Below are 20,684 nucleotides of genomic sequence, written 5' to 3' on the forward strand. Positions count from 1 at the left end.
GACCATCCTCTCTTCATTTGAGGCAGTCTCGGCTCAGTTTTGAGACCGGAATGACAGATCAAACGATCACTGGCAGGCAACTGTGTACCCCGCACCCTCGTCAAGGAGCTTGGTCAAATTGATCCAAGCGGGAAGTCTTGCGGCAATTGTTGCACTGGAATTGCCGTACCAGCTTTTTGCCGTTGTCGCGCGGCGCATAACCGGCAAAGTCAAGTTGGCCGAAGACGCCACAATGCGGACAAGCAAGATGCGCGACCGAGGGCTTAATACCCAACTTGATCTTGGCATGCAGCCGACCGGAGGGATCAAGGTCAAGCAGCCAGGCGCGGAAGACGCGTACCCAACGCGCCACCATGTCCTGCATAACGTCAAGCCGATCGGCGGCTTCCGCCATAGTCATCTGCTGCGAAAGCATCGGCACGAAGGCGGTCAGGCTTTCGCGTTTGCGGAAGCCGACAAGCGCCGTGCCGGTTCGCCGCGAAAAACCCTGACCGCAGCTCTTGCAGGAAAAATAGGGCGTTCCGGTCGGTGAAATGCCTTTGTAACGCAGAACAGTATTGCTGCTCTGGCAATAAAAGCAGGCCGGCGGATCGAGGCTCAGTGAATAGGCCTCTTCGATCTCTGCCATGAGGAAGGCGGTCAGCTCGGGATCTTCGGTCGGGGTGAGTTCGACGGGATGGCGACGGTTCTTGTGCCTCGTGCGTGGCAGCATCAGGTCGAATTCGGGTTCGGGAACCTTTTTGCGGGGCATTGGCTATCGTTTCTCCCTACGAAGGGTCCGAATTCTTAAGGCGGTCAAGCTGACATATCGGGAAAGCTCAAGTTTTTTGCGGATCCACCTTTAATTTCAAGGCGTCATCTGGCGTTTTCCAATGGATTTACTCGAAATCTTTGATGAGCCATCCATAGAGAAAGCGTCGTCCCTGTGTCCCAAACTTTCTTCTCGATCTCGATGGGACGTTGGTCGATTCCCAACCGGGCATCCTCTCGAGCTGCCGGGCAGCCCTGCGAGCCCTCGGCCACGAAATGGATCCGGAGATGGATATTCGCTCGATTATTGAGATGATGCAGCTGCCTTATCCAGGCATGCGCGGCCCGGGCTACAGCCATGGCAGCATGTCGATCGAGGCGGCCGTCCGCGGTGCAGGCGTCGCGCTCGGGCGGAGCGTGCTGGTCGCCGAAGACCTCGCGGCAGGCCGTCTCGTCTCGCTTTTCCCGCAAGCGAAGCTTGAGGTCGAATGGGGCTACGACCTGGTCTACCGCGTCGGGAGCCAAGATCATCCGAAGGTGAGGACTTTTCGGACGTGGGTCGCCGGCGAGGTTCGTCAGTTTACGTCGGCCGTTCCGTAATTCGTGTCCTCTGCTAACGGGATCGCCGCCATGATGCAGCGAGGAAATAGCGAGGGCGCGGGTTCTGCTACCGTCACGGCGAAGGAAAATCGCCTCAATGGCGGCTGCGAGCGGTGCCATTTCAAAATCGTGTCGCTTGGCAGTTAATCGTGAGAATGCGGCTGTTCCGGCGATGTTTGGCATTTAAATGTGAGAATCGTGGATGCGGATCCTATTCCTTGATGCCGATCAAAGTAGCCACAACCCTCTGTATCGTTTCGAATTTGCGGAAAGGATTCCGAGACAATTGGCCGCCATCATTTCGGGAAGAATTCTCGATTGAAGAAGGCCTGATCGATATTCTCGATTTAATTGCCAATTCTCAAATTATCTGCAACGCTAACCGTTTGAAATTATTGAACGAGGTTCTTTAAAATTAACTGCCAAGCGACACGTATCGAACCCACAATTTTTGGCTGTATTGCAGAGAATCGCTCGAGATGCTGTAGATGCGGGCAAGATTTTCTCCCGTCTCCTGTCTGAATCTGTTTTCCCCGGCGGCGACTTTGATCGTTGCGTCGGTGCCCGGATTGCGCGCTTCACGCTCCTGGCGAGTAACGATGATGGCGGCGAGACGACACAAGGTTCTTTCTGAACTGACCAGCCCATCTGCGGTTTGAGATTGCCAGAAACGGAGAAATAAAAGACGGGGTACGAAAGCGCGGAATCGGGTTGCAGGCTTCGGCAGGTCAATAAACATTTTTCGAGCATATTCTATGGAACAACAGCAGGCCGAAAATGTTGAATTCCTCAGGGAAACAACGCTCCCGCTTCCCGCAATGTCGACGCCAACTGGCTTTGACAGCAACTGCCGCCAGTAGTAACTCAAGTGTCCCGTAAAGGGCTGGCGGCGGTGCATCCACACGTCTGGAAAATTGCCAAAGAGTTCTTTCATTTTCTCGGGCATCGCTTCACCCACGCGCCCCCCACTCACTTTGCGGACAATCAGCAAGCAAGAGGCTCTGCCGCCCAGGCATGCTCCATGGCAGCGATTTCGCGAATTCAAATGAGTGGATTTCTGTACTGCTCGATGTGCATTTGGATCGTAATCGCCTCGTAAAGCGCCTCAGGCGTTTTCTCACCGGCGATTACGCAGTTGACTGCAGCGGCCATTGCAGACTTCCCACGTCGCTGTCGAGGTCGATGTGGTTCTTTTCGCACCAGAGTTTGACGATGGTCGTAACGATCGCGATTTCATTGTCTTCGAGGATGAGCAAGTTGGAGTGCAACATCAATGTGCGTTCCATAGGCAAACGGATTGGATATCCCAGTCGCCGCGCCAATCGTCACGTGAGGCCGTTTTGATCCCTCTGACAAATCAACCGAGGGCGGTTCCGGTAGGGGGCGAAATGACATTGCAACAATCTTAGATGACCGCGTCAGCTTCCCGTTGGACGTTGTGAAAAATGATAGGGCAGTGGGTGTTGGTGATCTGCCTTGTCGATCTCGTAAGGTGATGGCGGAGAACCCCGTGGGAGATGAAGCGTGCTGTCAACAAAACCGGCGAACCGCCTCATTATCCCACCGAGCAGATCGACCCCCGCAAAACCCCAAAGCAGCCACGACCCGAGACATCTCGGGTCTGGCTTCGTCTGCCGTGCTCAAAGCGGTCTGACGTTTTCCGCCTTTGACTTGCCGGTCTTCCGATCCTGACCGAGATCGTAGGATACGGATTGGCCCTCTCTGAGCACATCGCCATATTGCAGGGCGGAGACATGCACGAAAACGTCCGTTCCTCCGGATTCCGGCGTAATGAAACCAAAGCCTTTGTCGGCGTTGAAAAACTTAACCTTGCCACTCGGCATGAAAATCCCCGTGCCGTTAAAATTTGTTCGCGGCGGCAACCTAGCGGTCAGCCGTCGCCAGATCAAGCTGCTCCAGCGCAGGGCGCTCTTTCGCGTCTCGTCGGATCTGGTGGATGTAAATCCTGCCCTGCAAAAGAGATTCTAGTCCGTTCAAGACCGCCGCAAGGCCCATTACACAAGGGAGCTTAGCGTGAAGGCAGAGGCAGCGCCGTATAGACGATTTTCCCATGCACAGTCCGAACGAAGCCTTCGGGATAAAAGCGCCAGCCGATGTGAGGTGCGTTACCTCAGTCGGATGTTCTCGATTCCACTGCGGAGATCCAGCGTCTTGGATCCTTATCATTCGGTAGTGATCTCACCTGCAGTAGTTGCTGAAGGTCCTCGATACCCTGTAGGCGCCCGATGATCATCACGCTCTAACGCCAAACCTTCACGGCGCAGAAAGAGCCCGCCGACGGGCTCTTTCATTTTCATTGCTCACTTGGAGTTCTTGTGGCTCTGTTCGCCAGCTTTGACATGCTGCTCGTGTGAACCACCCTGCTTGCCGATCGAGCTCGAGCTTTCCTTGCCCGAAGCGCCTTTGCGTCCTTCAGACTTGGAGCCGCTTTTGCTGCCATGCGTTCCACTGGTAGATGGCATGTTAAAACTCCTTCGTTGGTCGAGATCATGATCGATCCCTATCGACGCGAACCGCGATCGCGAGCAAGTGTTCCGACGATTGCACCAAAAATTCTGAAACGGAACGAGCAGCGGCAGCGCAGTCCTATAGCCACCGGCGGCCGATCACGGATCTGAAGCGCCTCTCAGCCAACCGTGTCTACCGGCAGGATGACCGTGTCACAGGTTCATAAATTAGCACGAGCCAGCATTTGCAGTCGCTGCTTTTAGACACTATGGGCTCGGCATGAGGAAACGGTCACGGTTGTATCAGGGCCGGGATTCGCGGAGGAGCGCATTTAGCATAAAGCTGGCAACATCCCGATCCAGCCCTTCGAGGATGATCCCACGGAACTCCGCGGGCCGGCTGGTGGCCGTGTCAAAAACGGTCCACGCGTTCCCTCGCTCGGGCCTCAGGATGTAGTGAGCGGCAATTGGAAAGCTCATCTTCGTCTCCTTCAGGGTTCGTGTTGACGATCTCAGTTCCTTTTGACTGCAGGCATTTGCAGACGGGAAAGCTCAATCTTCCAATTCCGGTTTGTTCTTGCTCTCCTCTAAATTCAGCAGATCGGCCGTATCTTGGGCCAACTCTTTGCCAACACCGATGAGCGGCCAGCCAAGTATCTCAGCCACGTCCTGAGTGAGAGCATCGACCACCGACCAACCGCCGTTAACGTCCGCCTTCGCCGAATATTTCATGTGGCCATCATCGCTCATCTCATCAGAGGCTTGAAAAGCTTAACGTTCCAACCTTCAAATTGTTTTGGTAGAAGTCCATGCGCGGGATCAGACGGAAAGCACGCAGTGATCTGTCCGGCTGTTTATGGCAGACCAAGTTCTCCAGATGCAGCAGGCCCAGACAGATCGCGATTCATTCTGAAAACCTAGAGATCACGCACCACTCTAGCCTTGCTGGCCAGCGGCGACACCACCGTGAAGCAACGACTGCGTCTTGAAGGGCTGAGATCAAAAGAGGAAGCATCCGAGCCACGGGAACAAAAGGACGGGCTTGAATATTTGGATACCGAGACGGTTTCCGAACTCAAGAGGCTGTCGGAACTCCGAAGCGAACTCGTCAGGATCAAGACCGATGCCGGTATCTTACGCCCGGTGGTTTCGATGCCGGCGTAGTTCATTTCTGTTCCCGTGAGGGCTGAAGGAACCATCAGTCGCGATTGCGAAAATGCTGCCATGCAGTGGCTTGTGAGCTGGCATGAGATCTCGCCAGACGGTGGGAACGTCCTGCAAAGACGTGGAGGCTTCCGACTTGGATCGACCGAACGACTGAAGCGCTAAAGAACGACTGCAGGCCCATTGCCGACTATGGCTTGATCGGCAACATGATCTCGGCTGCGCTCGTCGGTCGCGATGGCTCCATCGACTGGCTTTGCCTGCCTCGTTTCGATTCACCGGCATGTTTTGCTTCGCTTCTGGGTACGCCGGAGAACGGCCGCTGGCGCATCGCGCCCGCCTTGACGCCAATGCGCAGCAGCCGGCGATATCTCCCCGGAACGGCGGTCATCGAAACCACGTTTGAGACCGAAGACGGTGTGTTTGAGCTTATCGACTTTATGCCTCTCGCCGAGGATGAGGAGAGAAGCGATATAGTGCGCATCGTGCGCGGCAAGCGCGGACGCGTCGGCGTCGAGATGGAACTCGTCTTTCGCTTCAATTATGGGCTCGTGGTGCCTTGGGTGCGCCGGCGCGACTATGGCCTGAGTGCCGTGGCTGGTCCCGACGCGGTCGAGCTTCACACCCAGGCACCGCTGGAAGGGCAGAACATGAAGACCCTCTCCCGCTTTGAGGTCACCGAGGGTCAGAGCGTTCCATTCACCTTATCCTATCATCGGTCGCACCGGCGGCCGCACTTCGTGCCGGACCGCGAGGAGGCACTGAAACACACGATAAGCTGGTGGCAGGAATGGTCGAAACGCTGTTCGTTCGACCCATCGCGAGAGGACTGGCGGGAAGCGGTTGTGCGATCGCTCATCACACTCAAGCTGCTCACTTTCCGCCCCACCGGCGGGATCATCGCCGCCCCAACCACGTCCCTTCCGGAAACGCCCGGCGGCGAGCGAAACTGGGATTATCGCTACTGCTGGCTCCGCGATTCGGCGCTGACCCTTTACGCCCTTCTTAACGCCGGGTATCGAGAGGATGCGGAGGAATGGCGGCGCTGGCTTCTGCGCGCCATTGCCGGGCGACCAGACCAGCTTCGGATCATGTACGGTCTCGCCGGCGAGCGCTGGCTGCCGGAGCATGAAATTCCGTGGCTGGCTGGATATAGGGACAGTCGGCCAGTCCGGATTGGCAACGGCGCCGCCCGGCAGTTGCAGCTAGATGTCTTCGGCGAAGTGCTCGACACGCTTCACACCGCGCGGGAGGCAGATCTCGCCTCGGCTCCGGACGCCTGGCAACTGCAAAAGGTTTTGCTCGAGCATCTTGCCCAGATCTGGCGCGAGCCGGACCAAGGCATCTGGGAAATGCGGGGACCGGCGCGACACTTCACGCATTCGTAACTCATGTGCTGGGTGTCCTTCGATCGCGCTATCAAGGCAGTCGAGCGGTTTGGGCTGGACGGGCCCGTCGATCGATGGCGGGCGGAGCGCGATGCAATCCACGCAGAAATCTGTGCCGAAGGCTTCGACCCGCGGCTGCGCAGTTTCGTCCAGTCCTATGGTTCGAAAGCTCTCGACGCGAGCCTCCTGCTGTTTTCCCAGGTCGGCTTCTTCCCTGACGACCATCCGCACATTCTCGGTACAGTCAAAGCGGTTGAGCGCGACCTCCTGCGGGATGGGTTCCTACTCAGGTATCGTCCCGAGCACACTGTCGATCCGGACAAACAACCCGAAGGCACATTCCTTGCCTGCTCGTTCTGGCTTGCCGACGCGTATGTCATGTCGAAGCGTATTGACAAAGCCGAGGCGCTGTTCGAGCGGCTGCTCTCGGTGCGCAACGACCTTGGCCTCCTCGCGGAGGAATATCAGCCCTCGTCCCGAGAGTTGCTCGGCAACTTCCCGCAGGCCTTCTCACACGTCGGGCTCGTTAATACGGCCTTCAATCTCATACATGCTGCAGGGCCGGCGCGTCAAAGAGCCGCGCGCACCGGACCCAATATCGCTTCTTAGCGCCCAACAGCGATATGATTGGCTTTCCCCGCTAGTGATGGGGGCCAGGCGGCGCGAGCAGGCGTGCGCAAGGACGCGCGCCACCATGCTATTTCTGGAACAACAAACAGGAAACCAACCTGACGCCAGTGGCTACAAGGGATATTGCTACCATTTCCTGGACATGAAGGTGGAAACGGCGCGTCTGGCGATGCGAGCTTTCCAGCATCGACACGGCGCTTCTAATTGCCGGCGTTCTTCGGAGCGTTTGAAAACGAAGCGGAGATGCGGACATTGTCATCGCCATTGAGGCGGAGACCGCATCGCCGGCGATTTGGTGATCCAGGCGGCTTGTGAAAAGGTCCGGGCTCGAGACCGGGCCTTCTGCGGAGAATTAGCGGCAGACCCGCTCCTCCGTGACGACCCTATGGTCGTGGTGCCATTCCTTTACGACCTTTGTAAAACAGTGGCGATTGTGACGGCCATAGTACCCATCGTCGCGGTCGTCGTAGTGATGGCGATGATGATAATAGGGACCGCCGTCGGTCATAACCTCAACCGAAGCAGCGTGGGATGGAAGGGCTGTGGCTGCAAGCGAGGCGGCGGCGATTGCAGAGGCGATAAAGAACTTGTTCACGGGTTTTCTCCGGTTAGCAGCATTTTGCTGTTCTATAACGTCGCTTGGGGACGTTGGTTCGAACTTAATTCCGAAGGGATGAACAAGACCTGAGGGTAGCGTTAATGGGAGCTTCAGCCGGTCGCCTACCATCACATTCGATTCGCGCGATGAGAGTGAGCCGTCTTATCGGCTTAGGTTTTTGTCGAATATAATCCGGTGGTGTCCGCCCGAATGACCGCGATCCTCTTGACGATGGCTCCGGTATTCCGGCCGGCCTGATCGGTGATATTCGTGATCACCATGATAGCGATGTCGATAGTAGCGGTTCCGATCATAGCGATATCGGTACCGATCGCCGCCGCCAATAAAGATGGCGCCGCCACTGTAATAGCCAGGGCCATATCCGCTTGTGCGGTATGGGCCTTCTTCGACGCAGCTCGACAAGGTGAGCCCGGTAAGGCCAATGATGGCAGCTACCAGCATTGATTTCATGTTCATGAACTTTCCTCCTACGCTGGTAACTAGGGCCGGAGTGTGTTTGTGGCAACGCGCCGGCGGGCAAGGGGGCGGCGCTTCGGCCGGCGGAGCAAAAGCACCGCGGGTTAGGGCAAGGGCGGGCTCCAGAGAAACCGGTTGGCCCAGCAGAAGCGAAAATTGCGCGTAGTATCATGCAATGCGGTCGAACGAAAACTTGAGATCCATGACATGAGCGGAGCCTGAATCGGAATATTGTCGCAAGCCATGAGCCGACACTACCCGAACCTCAGCAATTTCCATGAGGTCGGTAAAGACGGGCATTTTGTCGCCTGGTAGGCCGTACTCTTTGTGGTCGAACTGCGGGTGGTGTTTCTGGCCGGTCAGCGAGGCCACTTTCTAAATTATTGGCCAAAGACGGCAAGCGGGAGCCTCTTTCATCGCATCCTCACACGGCCGTGGTAAAATTCTCGGATTAAGGCTTCCGCCGAATTTCAGTATCTGCAACAGCAAACCGAAGGAAAAAACGATGTCTGAACTCGTAGTGCTCGGCTTTGACAACCCCGACCAGGCGGACGTTGTGCTCAATCGCCTCATTCAGCTTCAAAAGGAATATCTGGTCGATCTCGAAGATTCCGTCGTTGCGATCCGCGACGCTTCGGGCAAGGTTCGTCTCAAGCAGAGTGTCAATCTGGCAGCAGCCGGCGCGGCGAGTGGCGGGTTGTCAGGTGCCATCTGGGGATCGCTTGTCGGCCTTTTGTTCCTCAATCCTCTTGCGGGCATGGTTCTCGGCGGTGCGTTCGGGGCAGGTTCCGGGGCATTGGCAGGCTCGATGACGGACTATGGCATCGACGACGACCTCATCAAGCGGCTGGCCGACACCATCCCGGTAAACAGCTCAGCCCTCTTTCTGCTGATCCGGAAGGTTCAGCCGGAAAAGGTGCTGCAGGAGTTCCAGGGCGAACATGCGCGTATCTTGAGAACGTCGCTCTCGCCTGAGCAGGAGGAGCGTCTGCGCAACGCGCTTGCAGCCGAATCGTCCGCCGCGGCGCGGCCGCCGAGCGATGGGATTTGATGGAGGTGGAATCCACCGCGCGGGTAATCACACCCGTGGAACCGGTTCGTGCGTAGGAAATGCCCTCCCACAGGCCCTATCGGCTTCATCGGTTCCGGCGATTGTAGATCGTGGTGTAGTATGCAAGATGCGTGAGACAACTCGACTGTCATCGACACCCGTGCGTCGCGCCGATCGCGGTGCAAATGAGGCTTGAGGGCTTTTCGTTGAGGCGGTCCGGGTTCGAAGGAAAGGGCGCTCCCTGATAGGCTTGAGCGCCCATTCTCGTTTGTCGGAACGATCGCCGGCTAACGATCTTGCCGCAACTGGAACAATAATGGCTTGATGGGCATTCTGTTGGCGACCTATGTCCGAGAACCGCCATGGCCAGCGACAAGTTATCGACTTACAAATCAAAGCGAGATTTTCAGAAAACCGCTGAGCCGAGCGGCAAGAGGCCGATCAAAAAGGCCAACCGCCGGCGCTTCGTCATTCAGAAGCATGACGCCACGCGTCTGCATTACGATCTACGGCTCGAACTTGACGGCGTATTCAAGAGCTGGGCCGTCACCAAAGGACCGTCGCTCGATCCGCATGACAAGCGCCTGGCAGTCGAGGTCGAGGACCACCCGCTCGACTACGGCGACTTCGAAGGCACTATCCCGAAGGGCCAATATGGCGGTGGTACGGTGATGTTGTGGGATCGCGGCTATTGGGAACCGGAGGGCAGGAAAAGCCCCGAACAGGCGCTGGCAAAGGGCGATTTCAAGTTCACGCTGGGAAGGCAAGCGTCTGCATGGCAGTTTCGTGCTCGTGCGGATGCGCAATGATCGCGACCGTGGCAAGCGCACAAACTGGCTGTTGATCAAGCACCATGATGAGTTTTCGGTCGAGGAAAATGGCGCCGCGATCCTGGAGGAAAATGCGACGTCGGTGGCGTCAGGACGCTCGATGGAGATGATTGCTGAAGGCAAGGGCCGCAAACCCAGGCCGTTCATGGTCGAAGGTGGAACGATCGAGGCTGATGCGGTCTGGGACAGCAATCATGGTCTTGCCGCCGAGGAGCGCAAATCCGAAGCGCGACGCGTTAAAAGGACGAAGACTGTCATCACCGTCGATCTGCCGGACTTCATTGCGCCGCAGCTATGCGAAACCCTGCAGCGTCCGCCTGCCGGCTCGGATTGGATCCACGAGATCAAGTTCGATGGCTACCGCATCCAGATGCGCGTGCTCAGCGGCGAGGTGACGCTGAAGACCAGGAAAGGTCTCGACTGGACCGGCAAATACCCCGAGATTGCCGAGACAGCGTCGACGCTGCCGGACTGCATCGTCGATGGCGAGATCTGCGCGCCGGATTTCGCTGCCCTGCAGGCGGCGCTTTCAGAGCGGAAGACCGCAAGTCTCGTCTACTTTGCCTTTGATCTGCTTTATGACGGCGGCGAGGATCTGCGCTCGCGGCCTCTCGTTGAGCGGAAGGAGCGGCTGCAGGAGCTTCTCATCGAGGCCGGCGAGGATCCGCGGATCCGCTTCGTCGAACACTACGAGACCGGCGGCGATGCTGTCTTGCGGTCCGCCTGCAAACTCTCGCTCGAAGGCATCATCTCCAAAAAGGCGAATGCACCCTACCAGTCTGGCCGCACGGAAACCTGGGCGAAGGCGAAATGCCGTGCCGGCCACGAAGTTGTGATCGGCGCCTATGCTAAGACCAACGGCAAATTCCGGTCCTTATTAGCCGGTGTTTATCGTGACGACCGCTTCGTCTATGTCGGTCGCATCGGAACTGGTTACGGCGCAAAGAAAGTTGAAACGTTGCTGCCGAAGCTGAAGGCGCTGGAGACGGGAAAATCTCCCTTCACAGGCATCGGCGCGCCGAAGAAGGAACACGAGGTCGTCTGGCTGAAGCCGGAACTCGTCGCCGAAATTGAGTTCGCGGGCTGGACGGCTGACGGTCTGGTTCGTCAGGCAGCCTTCAAAGGGCTGCGGGAAGACAAACCGGCCAAGGAAGTCGAGGTCGAACGGCCGGCGCCGCCTGCGGAGACAGCCGTTCCAGAACCGGGTTTCCGTGCAAAGGCAAGCCCGGCGCGACGGAAAGGGGCGAAGGCCGACGTCATGGGCGTGCTGATCTCCAATCCGGACAAGCCGCTATGGCCGGACGCCAACGATGATGAACCCATCACCAAGGAGGACCTCGCGCGATATTATGAGGCGGTGGGATCGTGGATGATCGAGCATATCAAGGGAAGACCTTGCTCCATCATCCGTGCGCCGGATGGAATTGCCGGTGAGCAATTCTTCCAGCGTCATGCGATGCCCGGGCAATCGAACCTTCTCGATCTTGTCAAGGTATTCGGCGACAAGAAGCCCTATCTGCAAATCGATCGCATCGAGGGGCTTGCCGCCGTTGCGCAAGTCGCCGCCGTCGAGCTGCATCCCTGGAACTGCGAACCCAATCTGCCGGAAGTGCCAGGCCGCCTTGTCTTCGATCTCGATCCGGGTCCGGACGTCCCGTTCTCAACCGTCGTTGCCGCTGCCCGCGAAATGCGCGACCGGCTGGACGAATTGGGGCTGATCAGCTTCTGCAAAACGACCGGCGGCAAGGGCCTGCATGTCGTCACGCCGCTCGCGGTCAACAAACGCAAGCCGCTTTCCTGGAGGGAGGCAAAGGCATTTGCCCATGACGTCTGCCAGCAGATGGCGCGGGACAATTCCGATCTCTATCTCATCAAGATGACGAAGAGCCTTCGCAACGGCCGTATCTTCCTGGACTATCTTCGCAACGATCGCATGTCGACGGCCGTAGCACCCTTGTCGCCGCGCGCCCGGCCGGGTGCGACGGTATCGATGCCGTTGACCTGGGCGCAGGTGAAGGCTGATCTTGATCCCAAGCGCTTTACCTTGCGCACCGTTCCGAAATTGGTCCCGAAATCATCGGCTTGGAAAGATTATTGCGAGGGGAAACGCCCGCTGGAGCAGGCGATCAAGAGGCTTGGCCGGACCACGCATGCGGCGTGACCCATGGTGCGTCTCATTGGCGTGTCCAAGGCTCTGCTGGCTTCGCCGCTACTGCAGAAGATCATTTTGCCGTAGACGGCGCATCCGTCATATCGAAGACGGCGGCATTGTCCTGTACCTCACGCAGGCCTTTATAGGAGGGATGACGTAAGCTTCCCTCACGCGTCCAGCCACGAAACTCGATCTCCGCGATCAGGGTTGGTTGCGCGAAAACCAGGCGCTTGCCTTTCAACGGCACGACCGGGGTCTTCGTCTTGAGCCTATCCAACGTTCTACGCAGATCTTCGGCTTCCTTCCGATTGAAGCCCGTTCCGACGGATCCGACGTAGATCCAGCCGTGACCTTTCCGCCCGGCGAGCAGAAGGCTTCCGAGGCCTCCACGCGTGGTGGCGGACTCCTCGTAACCGACGATCATGAAACTTTCGCTCTGGACGCACTTGATCTTCAGCCAATCGCCGAGGCGGCCACTGCGGTAGGGCCGATCGCGGTGCTTGGCAATGATGCCTTCCAAACCAAGGTGACATGCGTAGTCGAGTAGTTCCTCGCCATCAAGCTGTAGTTCCTCCGAAAGCCGGAGGGCGCCATCGGCGTTCTCCGGGATCAGACCTTCCAGAAGGTGACGGCGCAGGGAGAGCTCGGTGCGTGTCAGGTCATGGCCGTCCAGATAAAGCAGGTCGAAGGCGTAGAGGATGGATTCGGTCGAGATGCGTTTGCCGCCGCGCCCTCCGAGCGAGCGCTGCAGCGCCCCGAAATCCGACCGGCCCTGTTCGTCAAGCACGACGGCCTCCCCGTCGAGAATAGCCGTTGTGATCCCGAGGCCTCTCGCCGCGGCTGCGATCGTCGGAAACCGATGGGTCCAATCATGGCCGCCACGCGTGAGGATCCGAATACTCTTTGGTTCGATGTGGATTGCCAAGCGGTAACCATCCAACTTCACCTCGTAAAGCCAATCCGGCCCTTGCGGCACAGTTGGCTTTAGCAGCGCCAGGCAGGGCTCGACGCGCGAAGGCATCGGATCGAAGGGCAGGCTTGGCTGATCGGGGTCGCGCCGCCGGATTGGTCGCGACTGAATCGTCGAATTCGCATCACGTAAAAGAGGAGCGGAGGGCAGACGCGGTCGGATCATCGCTCAGTGCCTGCCGGAGCGGTTCTCAGCGTCTACGGATTTGCGCAGAGCATCCATGATATTGATGACATTGCTCGGCTCCGGTTCAGCCTCTTCCTTGCCCTTGGGCTTCGACTTGACCGGCTTCTTCATCTGCTTCTTCTTGGCCGCGATAATGTCGAGCAGCTTATCCTGGACCGGGTCGGAGGCCATTTTCGGGGTCCAGGGTCGGGTCTGCTTCTTGATCAGTTGCAGTACGAGCGGCGTCATCTGACTATCGGCCGGTTCATCGTCCACCCGCTCGAAATAGTTTTCCGCATCCCGCACTTCGTCGCCATAACGCAGCGTCCAGAGCACGATACCCTTGCCGCGCGGTTCCAGCATAACGGCGCGTTCGCGCCGCGAAATCACCAGCCTTGAAATGCCCACCATGTTCTCGGCCGCCATCGCGTCGCGAATGACCGAAAACGCCTCAAGGCCGACCGGATCGTCGGGAGAAAGATAATACGGCGTATCGAGCCAGATCCATTCTACACTGTCTTTCGGTGCAAAGACCTCGATGTCGATCGTCTTGGTGCTTTCGAGCGCGACGTTCTCCAACTCCTCGTCTTCGAGGATGACATAGTCATTTTCGCCGCGTTGATAGCCTTTGACTTCGTCCTGCTCCTTGACCTCCTTGCCGGTGACGGAATCGACATAGTGGCTGACGACACGGTTCTGCGTCTGCCTGTTTAGCGTGTGAAAGCGGACCTTCTCGTTTTCGGAGGTGGCCGGCATCATCTGCACCGGACAGGTGACGAGCGAGAGTTTCAGATAACCTTTCCAATAAGGGCGGATCGCCATGGCAACCTCCGATTACCCGGCGCGGCGCTGCTGGTGGCCGCCGGAACTGCGCGGCTTCGATGCGGTTGCCCGTGCGGTCTTTTGCCTGTTCTTGCCGGCATTGACATTGGCCGCCGTGCGCTTGGTCTTTGCTGGTGCGGACATGCCGGCGCTCTCACGCAGCGCCTGCAGCAGGTCGCTCGGCTTCGAAGCCGGCGGCGCCTTCTTCTTCGGCAGCGTGCGACCTTCGATCTTGGCCTTCACAAGTTCGGCGACGGCCGCCTCATAGCGATCATCGAACTGTTTCGGATCGAACGCGCCCTTCTTTGTGTTGAGGATGTGCTTGGCAAGGTCCAGCATTTCGCCTTCGATCTTCAAATCGGGCATTTCGTCGAACGCCTTCTCGGACGAGCGGACTTCGTAATCGAAGTTCAAGGTGGAGCCGACCAATCCTTTGCCGTGCGGGCGAATAAGGAGCGTGCGCAGGCGGCGGAAGAGGACTGTCCGGGCGATCGCGGCGACGTTGGATTTTTTCATGCCATCGCGCAGCAGCTTGAACGCATCGCTGCCCATCTTGTCGGGGGCAAAATAGTAAGGCTTGTCGAAATAGACGTCGTCGACATTGTCGCAGGGAATGAAAGCCTCCATCTTCAGCGTTTTGTCGCTTTCGGGAACGGCGGCGGCGACTTCTTCCGCTTCAAGGACGGCATAGCGTCCATCATCGATCTCGAAACCCTTGACCTGATCCTCGCGCTCGACCGGATCACCGGTTTCGCTATCGACGAATTCACGCCGGACGCGATTGCCCGTCTTTCGATTCAGCGTATTGAAGGCGATCCGTTCGGACGAGGATGCGGCCGTATAAAGCGCGACCGGAAACGCCACTTCGCCGAACTTTATGTACCCTTTCCAATTTGCCCGCGGCGCCACCATCTCCTCGCACTCCTCCAGCAACCAATGCGAGTCAACAGAATCACTCCACTTATTGTTCCGAGTCAAAAAGAATCCAAAGTCAATATCTTAACGGCCGTCCGCTCCTCGCTTTCCGAGTCCTATCCATCTCTTTGAATCGGGTGCATCTTTTTGCTGCTGAGTGCGTTTTTATGAGCAACCGTCACAAGGTAAAGTCGTGCCCGCGCGCGCTCATCGAGACCGCCATGAAGGAGCGCGTCTCGACATCAGCGGCTCGCTTTGACTACAAGGCCAAGAGTAAGGCGTACGCGCGGTGAAGGCAACCGCGGAGAGCCCAACGTTACCGGGCGCGTCTTTTCAGACCCGCGACCTCTCGGTTGCCGAATTGGTTTGCTAAGGCAGCTGTGCGGGCGTACGATTTCGCTATCGTTGCCCATGAATACGGGCGGCAACGGCGCAGAGATTACAAATGCTCTAGCCCTTACTTTGAAAGGGACAGGCCGATGGTCAAGTCCCATAGACCGCCTCCGATGATACCCACGAAGTTCGGGGGATATGTCCGCAGGCACTTCGATCATCTCGATTCGAACGACCTCAACATCTGTCAACGCGCACTTGATCGCGTCTTGGCGAAACTGAATTTTGCCAAAGACAGCGAAGAAGCCGAGCAGGCGGCGGCGGTCGTCATTCATCTCTATCAACGTGGTGTCAGAGATGAAGTCCGGCTTGCCGTACTCGTCAGCGCTGCGCGCGGCCCATAGAGGGCAAAATCTCTTCCCGTTCGGCAGCGGCCTCCCGGTCTTGCTCGCAAGGCCATTCATTGAGGACATCAGAGGCCGCGCACTCCTCGGCTTTACCCACCGCTGCCCGGACCGCCGTCGCCTTCCAGGAACTCGGGATATTGGATCATTTCGCGATCATTGGTATCGGTCGACGGGCTTCCCGTCTTTTCGCCGATCGTTCGCTGCGAATAAGGCTCACATCCATCCAAATGGCCGATGAGGTGATCTATCAGCGCGATAGTATCCGCCATCATGTCGATATCGGCGTTCAACTGATCCGCAAAATTTCTGATCACAATTCTGATCTCAACCCCAGGCAAATCAGATTGGGCGTTTGGGATTTGCAATTGGTTTTGCTCAAGTCCGCTGAGTAGTTGTTTTGCACCTTGGATTTGATGAGACAACTTCGTGCGCTGCTCCAGCAAGTCATCTTTCATGAGGGCGACCATTTGACCATCTCTGTCGGCGAATGGGGCGGGCAACTAAATCCGCTGAACCATTTCAAGCGCATTGAACGATGCTATCTGCTCCTTTGTCGCCCCAACCGGGGCCATGAAGCGCGCAGACTTGCCAGCTTCGCGAATAGCCTTCACCGTATCAAATGCCGCCTCGTAGGTTTCGTGTTCTTCAGAGCCTTCTGCAGACAGTCCATCTTCTAAATAGCGTTCGACGTACCACGTCCCTTGCATTCGCTCTCCTCCGCTTTTTGATCAGGCGAAGATTGGTGATCACCGAGCGATGTCAAGAAGCAGGGGATCAAAAGCGCGCCGCAGATTTTAAGGATAGTGTGATCACGGTGGACTAGTATCCTCGGAACTGAGATACGAGCAGGAGGGTTTAATCGCTATGATCAGAATCCGCCTGTGAGGTCTCATGAGACAGCCTGCGGACGATGAGGCCAAACGGAGGTTCCCGCGTCCTTGTCGTCGAAGACGAACCCTTCATCGCGATGGAACTGACGAGCGCGCTGAAAGCGGGGGGCTTCGACGTCCTCGGTCCCGTCGACGATGCGCTTGATCTGATCGAAGAATTTCGGCCCGATGCCGCCCTCCTCGACGTCAATCTTCGAGGGGAGAGCGTTACTCCGGTTGCGATGGAATTGATTTCTCTCAAGGTGCCCTACCTTATCGTCAGCGCATTCACCGAGGAGGAGCTCGCAAGAGATGAATTTCTAGCGAGAGTTCCCAATCTCGGAAAACCGACAAACTTGAAGCGCATGGTGGAGGCAGTGCGCGCGCTCCAGTCGTAACATCAGGAAGGGTTTCGCGGTCGGCGGATGGTCCGGGAAGCCGTGCAAGATAAGCGTCGACTGACCATCGGGATCACCACCCTGGAGCGCGTGAAAGGTGCCGTGTGGCAGGTCGAAGGTGACGTGTCGAACTCCATGTGTCAGGCTTCTCCAAGATCGGTCGGACGAGAGATGCTGAAGCTGGCTTCTGTGTCTCTGGTTTTGACGGCTTGTTGCGCGGATACGCAAACAGGATGTCGACCGCGACGTCGGGACCGGAATCGAGCTTGACGGTGGCATTTTGGCCCTCATGACGGGCGATTTCAGTGATCCGGCCATCGACGAGAGGTGTGTTGCGACGCGCCAGATCGGCCCGGATATCGGGCGGAATGTCGTGACCATCGGCGAAGACCGTCAACGTGTCGGTCCAATCGTGGAACAGCCTGACCTGATTATGCGACTGCGGGCCGGACCAGACGAGGCCCCAATGCTGGTCGGCGACTTCAAAGCCGTCGCAATAGGGACAGGGCACGATGGACGTGCCCCAGCCTTCGGCAAAGCCCGGAATATCAAGCATTTGGTCGGTGATGCCATAGCTCAGGATCAGGCGGCGCGCCCCAAGGCTTTCGCCATCGCCAGTGAGGACGGAGAAATTGTCGATGGCGCCGGAAATGCTGTCGGCCCGGGCATTGACCAGCTTGACCGTGGGATAACGCGTCAGTTGCTGCCGCGCCTCGGCAAGAATGTTCAGCGGTGGCTTGTGATCGTGGCCGAGCAGACCATGCGAGTGGCCGGCGAAGCGATTGCGCGGCAGGCCGGTATCGAGAACGGTGACCTTGCGGCGGGCACGGCCGAGCTGCAAAGCGGCGGCGAGGCCGGCAAAGCTGCCGCCGATGATAATGACGTCATCCATGGTGATGGGCTCCGTGTTGCGGATGGAGGGGTTGGGTTTGGTCTGGCGCGTAATTTCGTCCAGCGATGCGCATTCGATATCGCCGGGCGGCCAAGGGAACTTGATTCGGAGGACACGATAAAATCCGCTCTTGGAATTTTAGAAACTGCGTAGTATCGTAATTCAGGAATAACGATACTGTCAAGGATTGGAATTGTCGTGAGAGAAAATAGCCAGGGCCGGCGCGGCCGGCCCGCCAACGAGGCGCTTGGCCAAACGATAGTCGACGCCGCGGGCGAACTCTTTGCGGAACTGGGTTTTCAAGCGACGACATTGGATATGGTCGCTCAGCGAGCGAAGGTATCCAAGCTCAGTATCTACAGGCACTTCGAGAACAAGGAGGCGCTGTTCGGCGCCGCCTTTGCGGCCCGCTGTCATCAGTTTGTACCAGAGGCGCTTTTTGAAGGAGTCGACGGTTCGGCCGAAGATCAGCTCATGACGGTGGGATCATCCCTGCTTTGCACGCTGTTGCGCCCGGAGGTCCGGAATGTCGAAGCCATGGTCATGGCCGACACGCCGAATCAAAAGTCGTTGAGCAAGGTCCATTACGAAGCCGGACCCGCCCACATCATCGCCCAAATCGAGGCCCTGTTGCGTCAGATGCACGCGAAGGCGGTTCTGAACGTGCCCGATCCTCTCCGGTCCGCCCGCTTGTTTGCCGCGCTTTTCAAAGGGTCCGATCTCCTGATTATCGCACGCTTCGATGAGGCGAGAGCAGAGGACGACCACGAAATCGAATCCTATTGCCGGTCGGCCGTCGCCATGTTCATCGCCGCGCACGGTGGCAACGACCACGCGGGCGGATAGCCTCATTAAGAACGGATAGAGAAAAATGTTTTATCAGGTAGCCGACTGGAATGGCCCAAGCGGGGAGCGCTGGGTCGCTTACCAGGCCCGATGCCATGATGGCCGTGTTCGGCCAGCCCGCGATCGAAGCCGCCGCGCCCGCCAGGGCGCATTGAGGCGCTTGACGCAAAGGTAGTCACCGCAGTGAAAGCCGACGACGCCGCTAGACGCCTTACCAGCATCCCTGGCGTCGGCCCCATCATCGCCGCGACGGTGCGAGCGACGATCCAGGATCCAGCAGCCTTCCAAACGGGACGTGATCTCGCCGCTTGGATCGGGATCACCCCGAAAGTGCATTCGAGCGACGGCAAGGAGCGGCTGGGCCGTATATCGAAACGCGGCAACAAACAGTTGCGAACGCTGTTGATCTCGGCGCGACATCTATCCTAAAGCAAGCTCGCAGAGGAGTTATGCTTCCCGCCTGGATGGTCTCGCTGGTGGCACGAAGACCTTATAGGATCGCCGCAGTCGCTTTGGCAAACAAAATCGCTCGAACAATCTGGGCGCTTCTCGGCAAGGGCGGTACCTACGAGATGCCGGCGATGTGATGAGAGCATAGAAGCAGGAGAGGTTCCGGCGTTCTGTCGCCGGATCAAGCGGCAAGGTGCCAAATGCGTGATGAACCCAATGGGCGAGTTCCCGATACTGATCAGATCGTCTTCCCCAATGCGCCATTGAGCGCGGCAAACTGATAAGGCGATCAGTATCGCGAATTTCACGTGGCCAGCGGTCATGGACCGCGCCAAACAGGTCGGACATATGACTGCACCGTCCGACGGGAATTCGCGCAATAAATACCTTGCTAACCGGGCCGTTCCACATATGAGGAAGACCCCTACGGCCTGACCGAGGTGGACAGTTCTCTTGCCGCACCGATCATGCAACTTGCAACGTGGTCCTGGATCATCTGGGCGAAATTGAAACCTGGCGCGCCTCGCACGAGGAAGAGGCAAAACAGCCGCGCAAGTAGCTCGGCAGCATTCGTCCGCGCATCCCCGCGAATAAATATGCATGCCCTCCGAACTAATTTTATGGCCCGGGATCAACCATTCTCTGCAGTTTTCCGGCGTCCTGCCGGGGTGGTGCACCGAAGAGCCGCTTGTATTCGCGACTGAACTGCGAAACGCTCTCGTAACCGACCGCATAGGCGACGCTCGCTGCTTCTGAGCGCTGCGAGATCAGGCGGCGACGCGCCTCGTGCAGGCGGATTTGCTTCTGGTACTGGAGCGGGCTCAACCCATTAATCGCCTTGAAGCGGCGATGGAACACCGACAAGCTCATGCCGGCCACGGTGGCCATGGCTTCGATGCTGAGATGCTCTTTATAGTGCTCGCGAATCCATGCCATCGCCCGCCGGATATGGGACAAACGGCTATCGGTTCCGGCAATTTGGCGAAGCAACGCCCCTTGCTGTCCCATGAGGAGGCGAAACATGAGTTCATGCTCCCTGTGACTCGCCATGACCGGTATTTCGCTGGGGCGGTCCAGAAGTTCAGCGAGACGCCGCCAGGCCTCGATCAATGCCGGCCCTGCGGGGCTGAAGCCGAATCCTTTATCCATCGGCGGTACCGGCGCGCTGCCCATCTCCAGGAGCAGCGCCGAGATTACCTCCGGATCGATGTAGAGATTGAGCGCGACATAGGGCTCCTCGGATGAAGCCTCGCTGATCTGTCCCATGGCAGCGAGTTCGGCCGCCACCACCATGCAGTGCCCGGCGCCGCACTCAAGCACCTGGTCGCCGATGAAGACCTGCTTGGACCCTTGCAGTACGAAGCAGACAACTGGGTCATAGACCAACCAGCCTGGCTCCGACGGCCGGTCGAAGGTGCTGACGCTGACCCGCGGCATGTTCGGTTGCGGCTTGCCTGCGTGGCGCAAGACGATGGCTTTGAGTTGGTCAAGATCGGTCATGAAAGTATC

19 protein-coding genes and 6 pseudogenes are annotated in these 20,684 nt (G+C 57.9%); 9 read left to right on the forward strand and 16 right to left on the reverse strand.

The annotated features are described in order from the left end of the window. Positions 1–100: 100 nt before the first annotated feature. On the reverse strand, positions 101–751 hold the full coding sequence (locus QA646_RS27175) for a DUF746 domain-containing protein (RefSeq protein ID WP_283060870.1): 651 nt from the start codon (positions 749–751) through the stop codon (positions 101–103). A 320-nt stretch (positions 752–1,071) separates the two neighbouring features. Here QA646_RS27175 and QA646_RS27180 point away from each other — a divergent pair. Next, positions 1,072–1,350, forward strand: a pseudogene (locus tag QA646_RS27180) (LysR substrate-binding domain-containing protein); the annotation flags it as partial. 415 nt (positions 1,351–1,765) lie between these two features. On the opposite strand, the gene QA646_RS27185 reads toward QA646_RS27180, so the two are convergent. The 5 genes from QA646_RS27185 to QA646_RS27205 all read right to left on the reverse strand — a co-directional run bounded on the left by QA646_RS27185 (position 1,766) and on the right by QA646_RS27205 (position 4,550). Continuing rightward, positions 1,766–2,308: a hypothetical protein gene (locus tag QA646_RS27185; protein ID WP_283060871.1), complete on the reverse strand. Its 543-nt coding sequence runs from the start codon at positions 2,306–2,308 to the stop codon at positions 1,766–1,768. A gap of 169 nt (positions 2,309–2,477) precedes the next feature. After that, positions 2,478–2,621: a hypothetical protein gene (locus tag QA646_RS27190; RefSeq protein WP_283060872.1), complete on the reverse strand. Its 144-nt coding sequence runs from the start codon at positions 2,619–2,621 to the stop codon at positions 2,478–2,480. 369 nt (positions 2,622–2,990) lie between these two features. Next, entirely contained in the window at positions 2,991–3,194 is a 204-nt protein-coding gene (locus QA646_RS27195) for a cold-shock protein (RefSeq protein WP_104826349.1), read from the reverse strand. 477 nt (positions 3,195–3,671) lie between these two features. Beyond that, positions 3,672–3,833, reverse strand: a complete 162-nt coding sequence (locus QA646_RS27200) for a hypothetical protein (RefSeq protein WP_199773640.1) — start codon at positions 3,831–3,833, stop codon at positions 3,672–3,674. Between the two features lie 537 nt (positions 3,834–4,370). Then, positions 4,371–4,550, reverse strand: a complete 180-nt coding sequence (locus QA646_RS27205) for a hypothetical protein (protein ID WP_283060873.1) — start codon at positions 4,548–4,550, stop codon at positions 4,371–4,373. Positions 4,551–5,122: 572 nt separating this feature from the next. Here QA646_RS27205 and QA646_RS27210 point away from each other — a divergent pair. Continuing rightward, positions 5,123–6,979 (forward strand): annotated as a pseudogene (locus tag QA646_RS27210) (glycoside hydrolase family 15 protein). A gap of 373 nt (positions 6,980–7,352) precedes the next feature. On the opposite strand, the gene QA646_RS27215 reads toward QA646_RS27210, so the two are convergent. The 3 genes from QA646_RS27215 to QA646_RS27225 all read right to left on the reverse strand — a co-directional run bounded on the left by QA646_RS27215 (position 7,353) and on the right by QA646_RS27225 (position 8,447). Next, positions 7,353–7,595, reverse strand: a complete 243-nt coding sequence (locus QA646_RS27215; RefSeq protein ID WP_283060874.1) for a hypothetical protein — start codon at positions 7,593–7,595, stop codon at positions 7,353–7,355. A 173-nt stretch (positions 7,596–7,768) separates the two neighbouring features. Further along, entirely contained in the window at positions 7,769–7,978 is a 210-nt protein-coding gene (locus tag QA646_RS27220) for a hypothetical protein (protein ID WP_283060875.1), read from the reverse strand. A gap of 265 nt (positions 7,979–8,243) precedes the next feature. After that, on the reverse strand, positions 8,244–8,447 hold the full coding sequence (locus tag QA646_RS27225; RefSeq protein ID WP_283060876.1) for a hypothetical protein: 204 nt from the start codon (positions 8,445–8,447) through the stop codon (positions 8,244–8,246). Between the two features lie 133 nt (positions 8,448–8,580). Here QA646_RS27225 and QA646_RS27230 point away from each other — a divergent pair, with 133 nt between their 5' ends. Together QA646_RS27230 and ligD (QA646_RS27235) are read left to right on the forward strand one after the other, a co-directional pair. Further along, a complete protein-coding gene (locus QA646_RS27230) occupies positions 8,581–9,126 on the forward strand; it encodes a DUF1269 domain-containing protein (RefSeq protein WP_283060877.1) in 546 nt (181 codons plus the stop codon). A 362-nt stretch (positions 9,127–9,488) separates the two neighbouring features. Continuing rightward, positions 9,489–12,117: pseudogene (ligD, locus tag QA646_RS27235) on the forward strand (DNA ligase D). 61 nt (positions 12,118–12,178) lie between these two features. Here ligD (QA646_RS27235) and ligD (QA646_RS27240) read toward each other — a convergent pair. Genes ligD (QA646_RS27240) through QA646_RS27250 form a run of 3 tightly spaced genes read right to left on the reverse strand, consistent with a single transcriptional unit; the run spans position 12,179 to position 14,977 of the window. Then, positions 12,179–13,243: a non-homologous end-joining DNA ligase gene (gene ligD / locus QA646_RS27240; RefSeq protein WP_283060878.1), complete on the reverse strand. Its 1,065-nt coding sequence runs from the start codon at positions 13,241–13,243 to the stop codon at positions 12,179–12,181. Positions 13,244–13,246: 3 nt separating this feature from the next. Next, positions 13,247–14,065 (reverse strand): Ku protein, encoded by an 819-nt coding sequence (locus tag QA646_RS27245; RefSeq protein WP_283060879.1) that lies wholly within the window; start codon positions 14,063–14,065, stop codon positions 13,247–13,249. Positions 14,066–14,077: 12 nt separating this feature from the next. Then, positions 14,078–14,977 (reverse strand): Ku protein, encoded by a 900-nt coding sequence (locus tag QA646_RS27250; protein WP_283060880.1) that lies wholly within the window; start codon positions 14,975–14,977, stop codon positions 14,078–14,080. Positions 14,978–15,486: 509 nt separating this feature from the next. Here QA646_RS27250 and QA646_RS27255 point away from each other — a divergent pair. Then, entirely contained in the window at positions 15,487–15,717 is a 231-nt protein-coding gene (locus QA646_RS27255) for a hypothetical protein (protein ID WP_283060881.1), read from the forward strand. A 92-nt stretch (positions 15,718–15,809) separates the two neighbouring features. Here QA646_RS27255 and QA646_RS27260 read toward each other — a convergent pair whose 3' ends face one another. Next, on the reverse strand, positions 15,810–16,187 hold the full coding sequence (locus QA646_RS27260; protein WP_283060882.1) for a hypothetical protein: 378 nt from the start codon (positions 16,185–16,187) through the stop codon (positions 15,810–15,812). A gap of 33 nt (positions 16,188–16,220) precedes the next feature. Next, complete coding sequence (locus QA646_RS27265) at positions 16,221–16,427, reverse strand: hypothetical protein (RefSeq protein ID WP_283060883.1); 207 nt, start codon at positions 16,425–16,427, stop codon at positions 16,221–16,223. Positions 16,428–16,630: 203 nt separating this feature from the next. Here QA646_RS27265 and QA646_RS27270 point away from each other — a divergent pair, with 203 nt between their 5' ends. Next, the gene (locus QA646_RS27270; RefSeq protein WP_283060884.1) at positions 16,631–16,987 is read left to right on the forward strand and encodes a response regulator; all 357 of its coding nucleotides are present in this window, start codon (positions 16,631–16,633) and stop codon (positions 16,985–16,987) included. A gap of 202 nt (positions 16,988–17,189) precedes the next feature. Here the strand turns inward: QA646_RS27270 and QA646_RS27275 are convergent. Then, positions 17,190–17,879: pseudogene (locus tag QA646_RS27275) on the reverse strand (NAD(P)/FAD-dependent oxidoreductase); the annotation flags it as partial. Between the two features lie 198 nt (positions 17,880–18,077). On the opposite strand from QA646_RS27275, the gene QA646_RS27280 reads away from it, so the two are divergent. The 3 genes and pseudogenes from QA646_RS27280 to QA646_RS27290 form a co-directional block, all read left to right on the forward strand. After that, entirely contained in the window at positions 18,078–18,725 is a 648-nt protein-coding gene (locus QA646_RS27280) for a TetR/AcrR family transcriptional regulator (protein ID WP_283060885.1), read from the forward strand. A gap of 25 nt (positions 18,726–18,750) precedes the next feature. Further along, positions 18,751–18,868 (forward strand): annotated as a pseudogene (locus QA646_RS27285) (SAM-dependent methyltransferase); the annotation flags it as partial. Between the two features lie 4 nt (positions 18,869–18,872). Next, positions 18,873–19,312: pseudogene (locus QA646_RS27290) on the forward strand (transposase); the annotation flags it as partial. Between the two features lie 481 nt (positions 19,313–19,793). Here the strand turns inward: QA646_RS27290 and QA646_RS27295 are convergent. Beyond that, a complete protein-coding gene (locus tag QA646_RS27295; RefSeq protein WP_283060886.1) occupies positions 19,794–20,675 on the reverse strand; it encodes an AraC family transcriptional regulator in 882 nt (293 codons plus the stop codon). Positions 20,676–20,684 lie beyond the last annotated feature (9 nt).

Origin of the sequence: Rhizobium sp. CB3090, from assembly GCF_029714285.1 — a bacterium.
GTDB lineage: Bacteria > Pseudomonadota > Alphaproteobacteria > Rhizobiales > Rhizobiaceae > Rhizobium.

Coding starts and splice junctions, on each gene's coding strand:
- QA646_RS27265 (WP_283060883.1), bottom strand. CDS start 16,427: ATGCAAGGGACGTGGTACGTCGAACGCTATTTAGAAGATGGACTGTCT.
- QA646_RS27230 (WP_283060877.1), top strand. CDS start 8,581: ATGTCTGAACTCGTAGTGCTCGGCTTTGACAACCCCGACCAGGCGGAC.
- QA646_RS27205 (WP_283060873.1), bottom strand. CDS start 4,550: ATGAAATATTCGGCGAAGGCGGACGTTAACGGCGGTTGGTCGGTGGTC.
- QA646_RS27270 (WP_283060884.1), top strand. CDS start 16,631: ATGAGGCCAAACGGAGGTTCCCGCGTCCTTGTCGTCGAAGACGAACCC.
- QA646_RS27295 (WP_283060886.1), bottom strand. CDS start 20,675: ATGACCGATCTTGACCAACTCAAAGCCATCGTCTTGCGCCACGCAGGC.
- QA646_RS27190 (WP_283060872.1), bottom strand. CDS start 2,621: ATGTTGCACTCCAACTTGCTCATCCTCGAAGACAATGAAATCGCGATC.
- QA646_RS27200 (WP_199773640.1), bottom strand. CDS start 3,833: ATGCCATCTACCAGTGGAACGCATGGCAGCAAAAGCGGCTCCAAGTCT.
- QA646_RS27260 (WP_283060882.1), bottom strand. CDS start 16,187: ATGGTCGCCCTCATGAAAGATGACTTGCTGGAGCAGCGCACGAAGTTG.
- QA646_RS27220 (WP_283060875.1), bottom strand. CDS start 7,978: ATGGCCCTGGCTATTACAGTGGCGGCGCCATCTTTATTGGCGGCGGCG.
- QA646_RS27195 (WP_104826349.1), bottom strand. CDS start 3,194: ATGCCGAGTGGCAAGGTTAAGTTTTTCAACGCCGACAAAGGCTTTGGT.
- QA646_RS27255 (WP_283060881.1), top strand. CDS start 15,487: ATGATACCCACGAAGTTCGGGGGATATGTCCGCAGGCACTTCGATCAT.
- QA646_RS27250 (WP_283060880.1), bottom strand. CDS start 14,977: ATGGTGGCGCCGCGGGCAAATTGGAAAGGGTACATAAAGTTCGGCGAA.
- QA646_RS27245 (WP_283060879.1), bottom strand. CDS start 14,065: ATGGCGATCCGCCCTTATTGGAAAGGTTATCTGAAACTCTCGCTCGTC.
- QA646_RS27175 (WP_283060870.1), bottom strand. CDS start 751: ATGCCCCGCAAAAAGGTTCCCGAACCCGAATTCGACCTGATGCTGCCA.
- ligD (WP_283060878.1), bottom strand. CDS start 13,243: ATGATCCGACCGCGTCTGCCCTCCGCTCCTCTTTTACGTGATGCGAAT.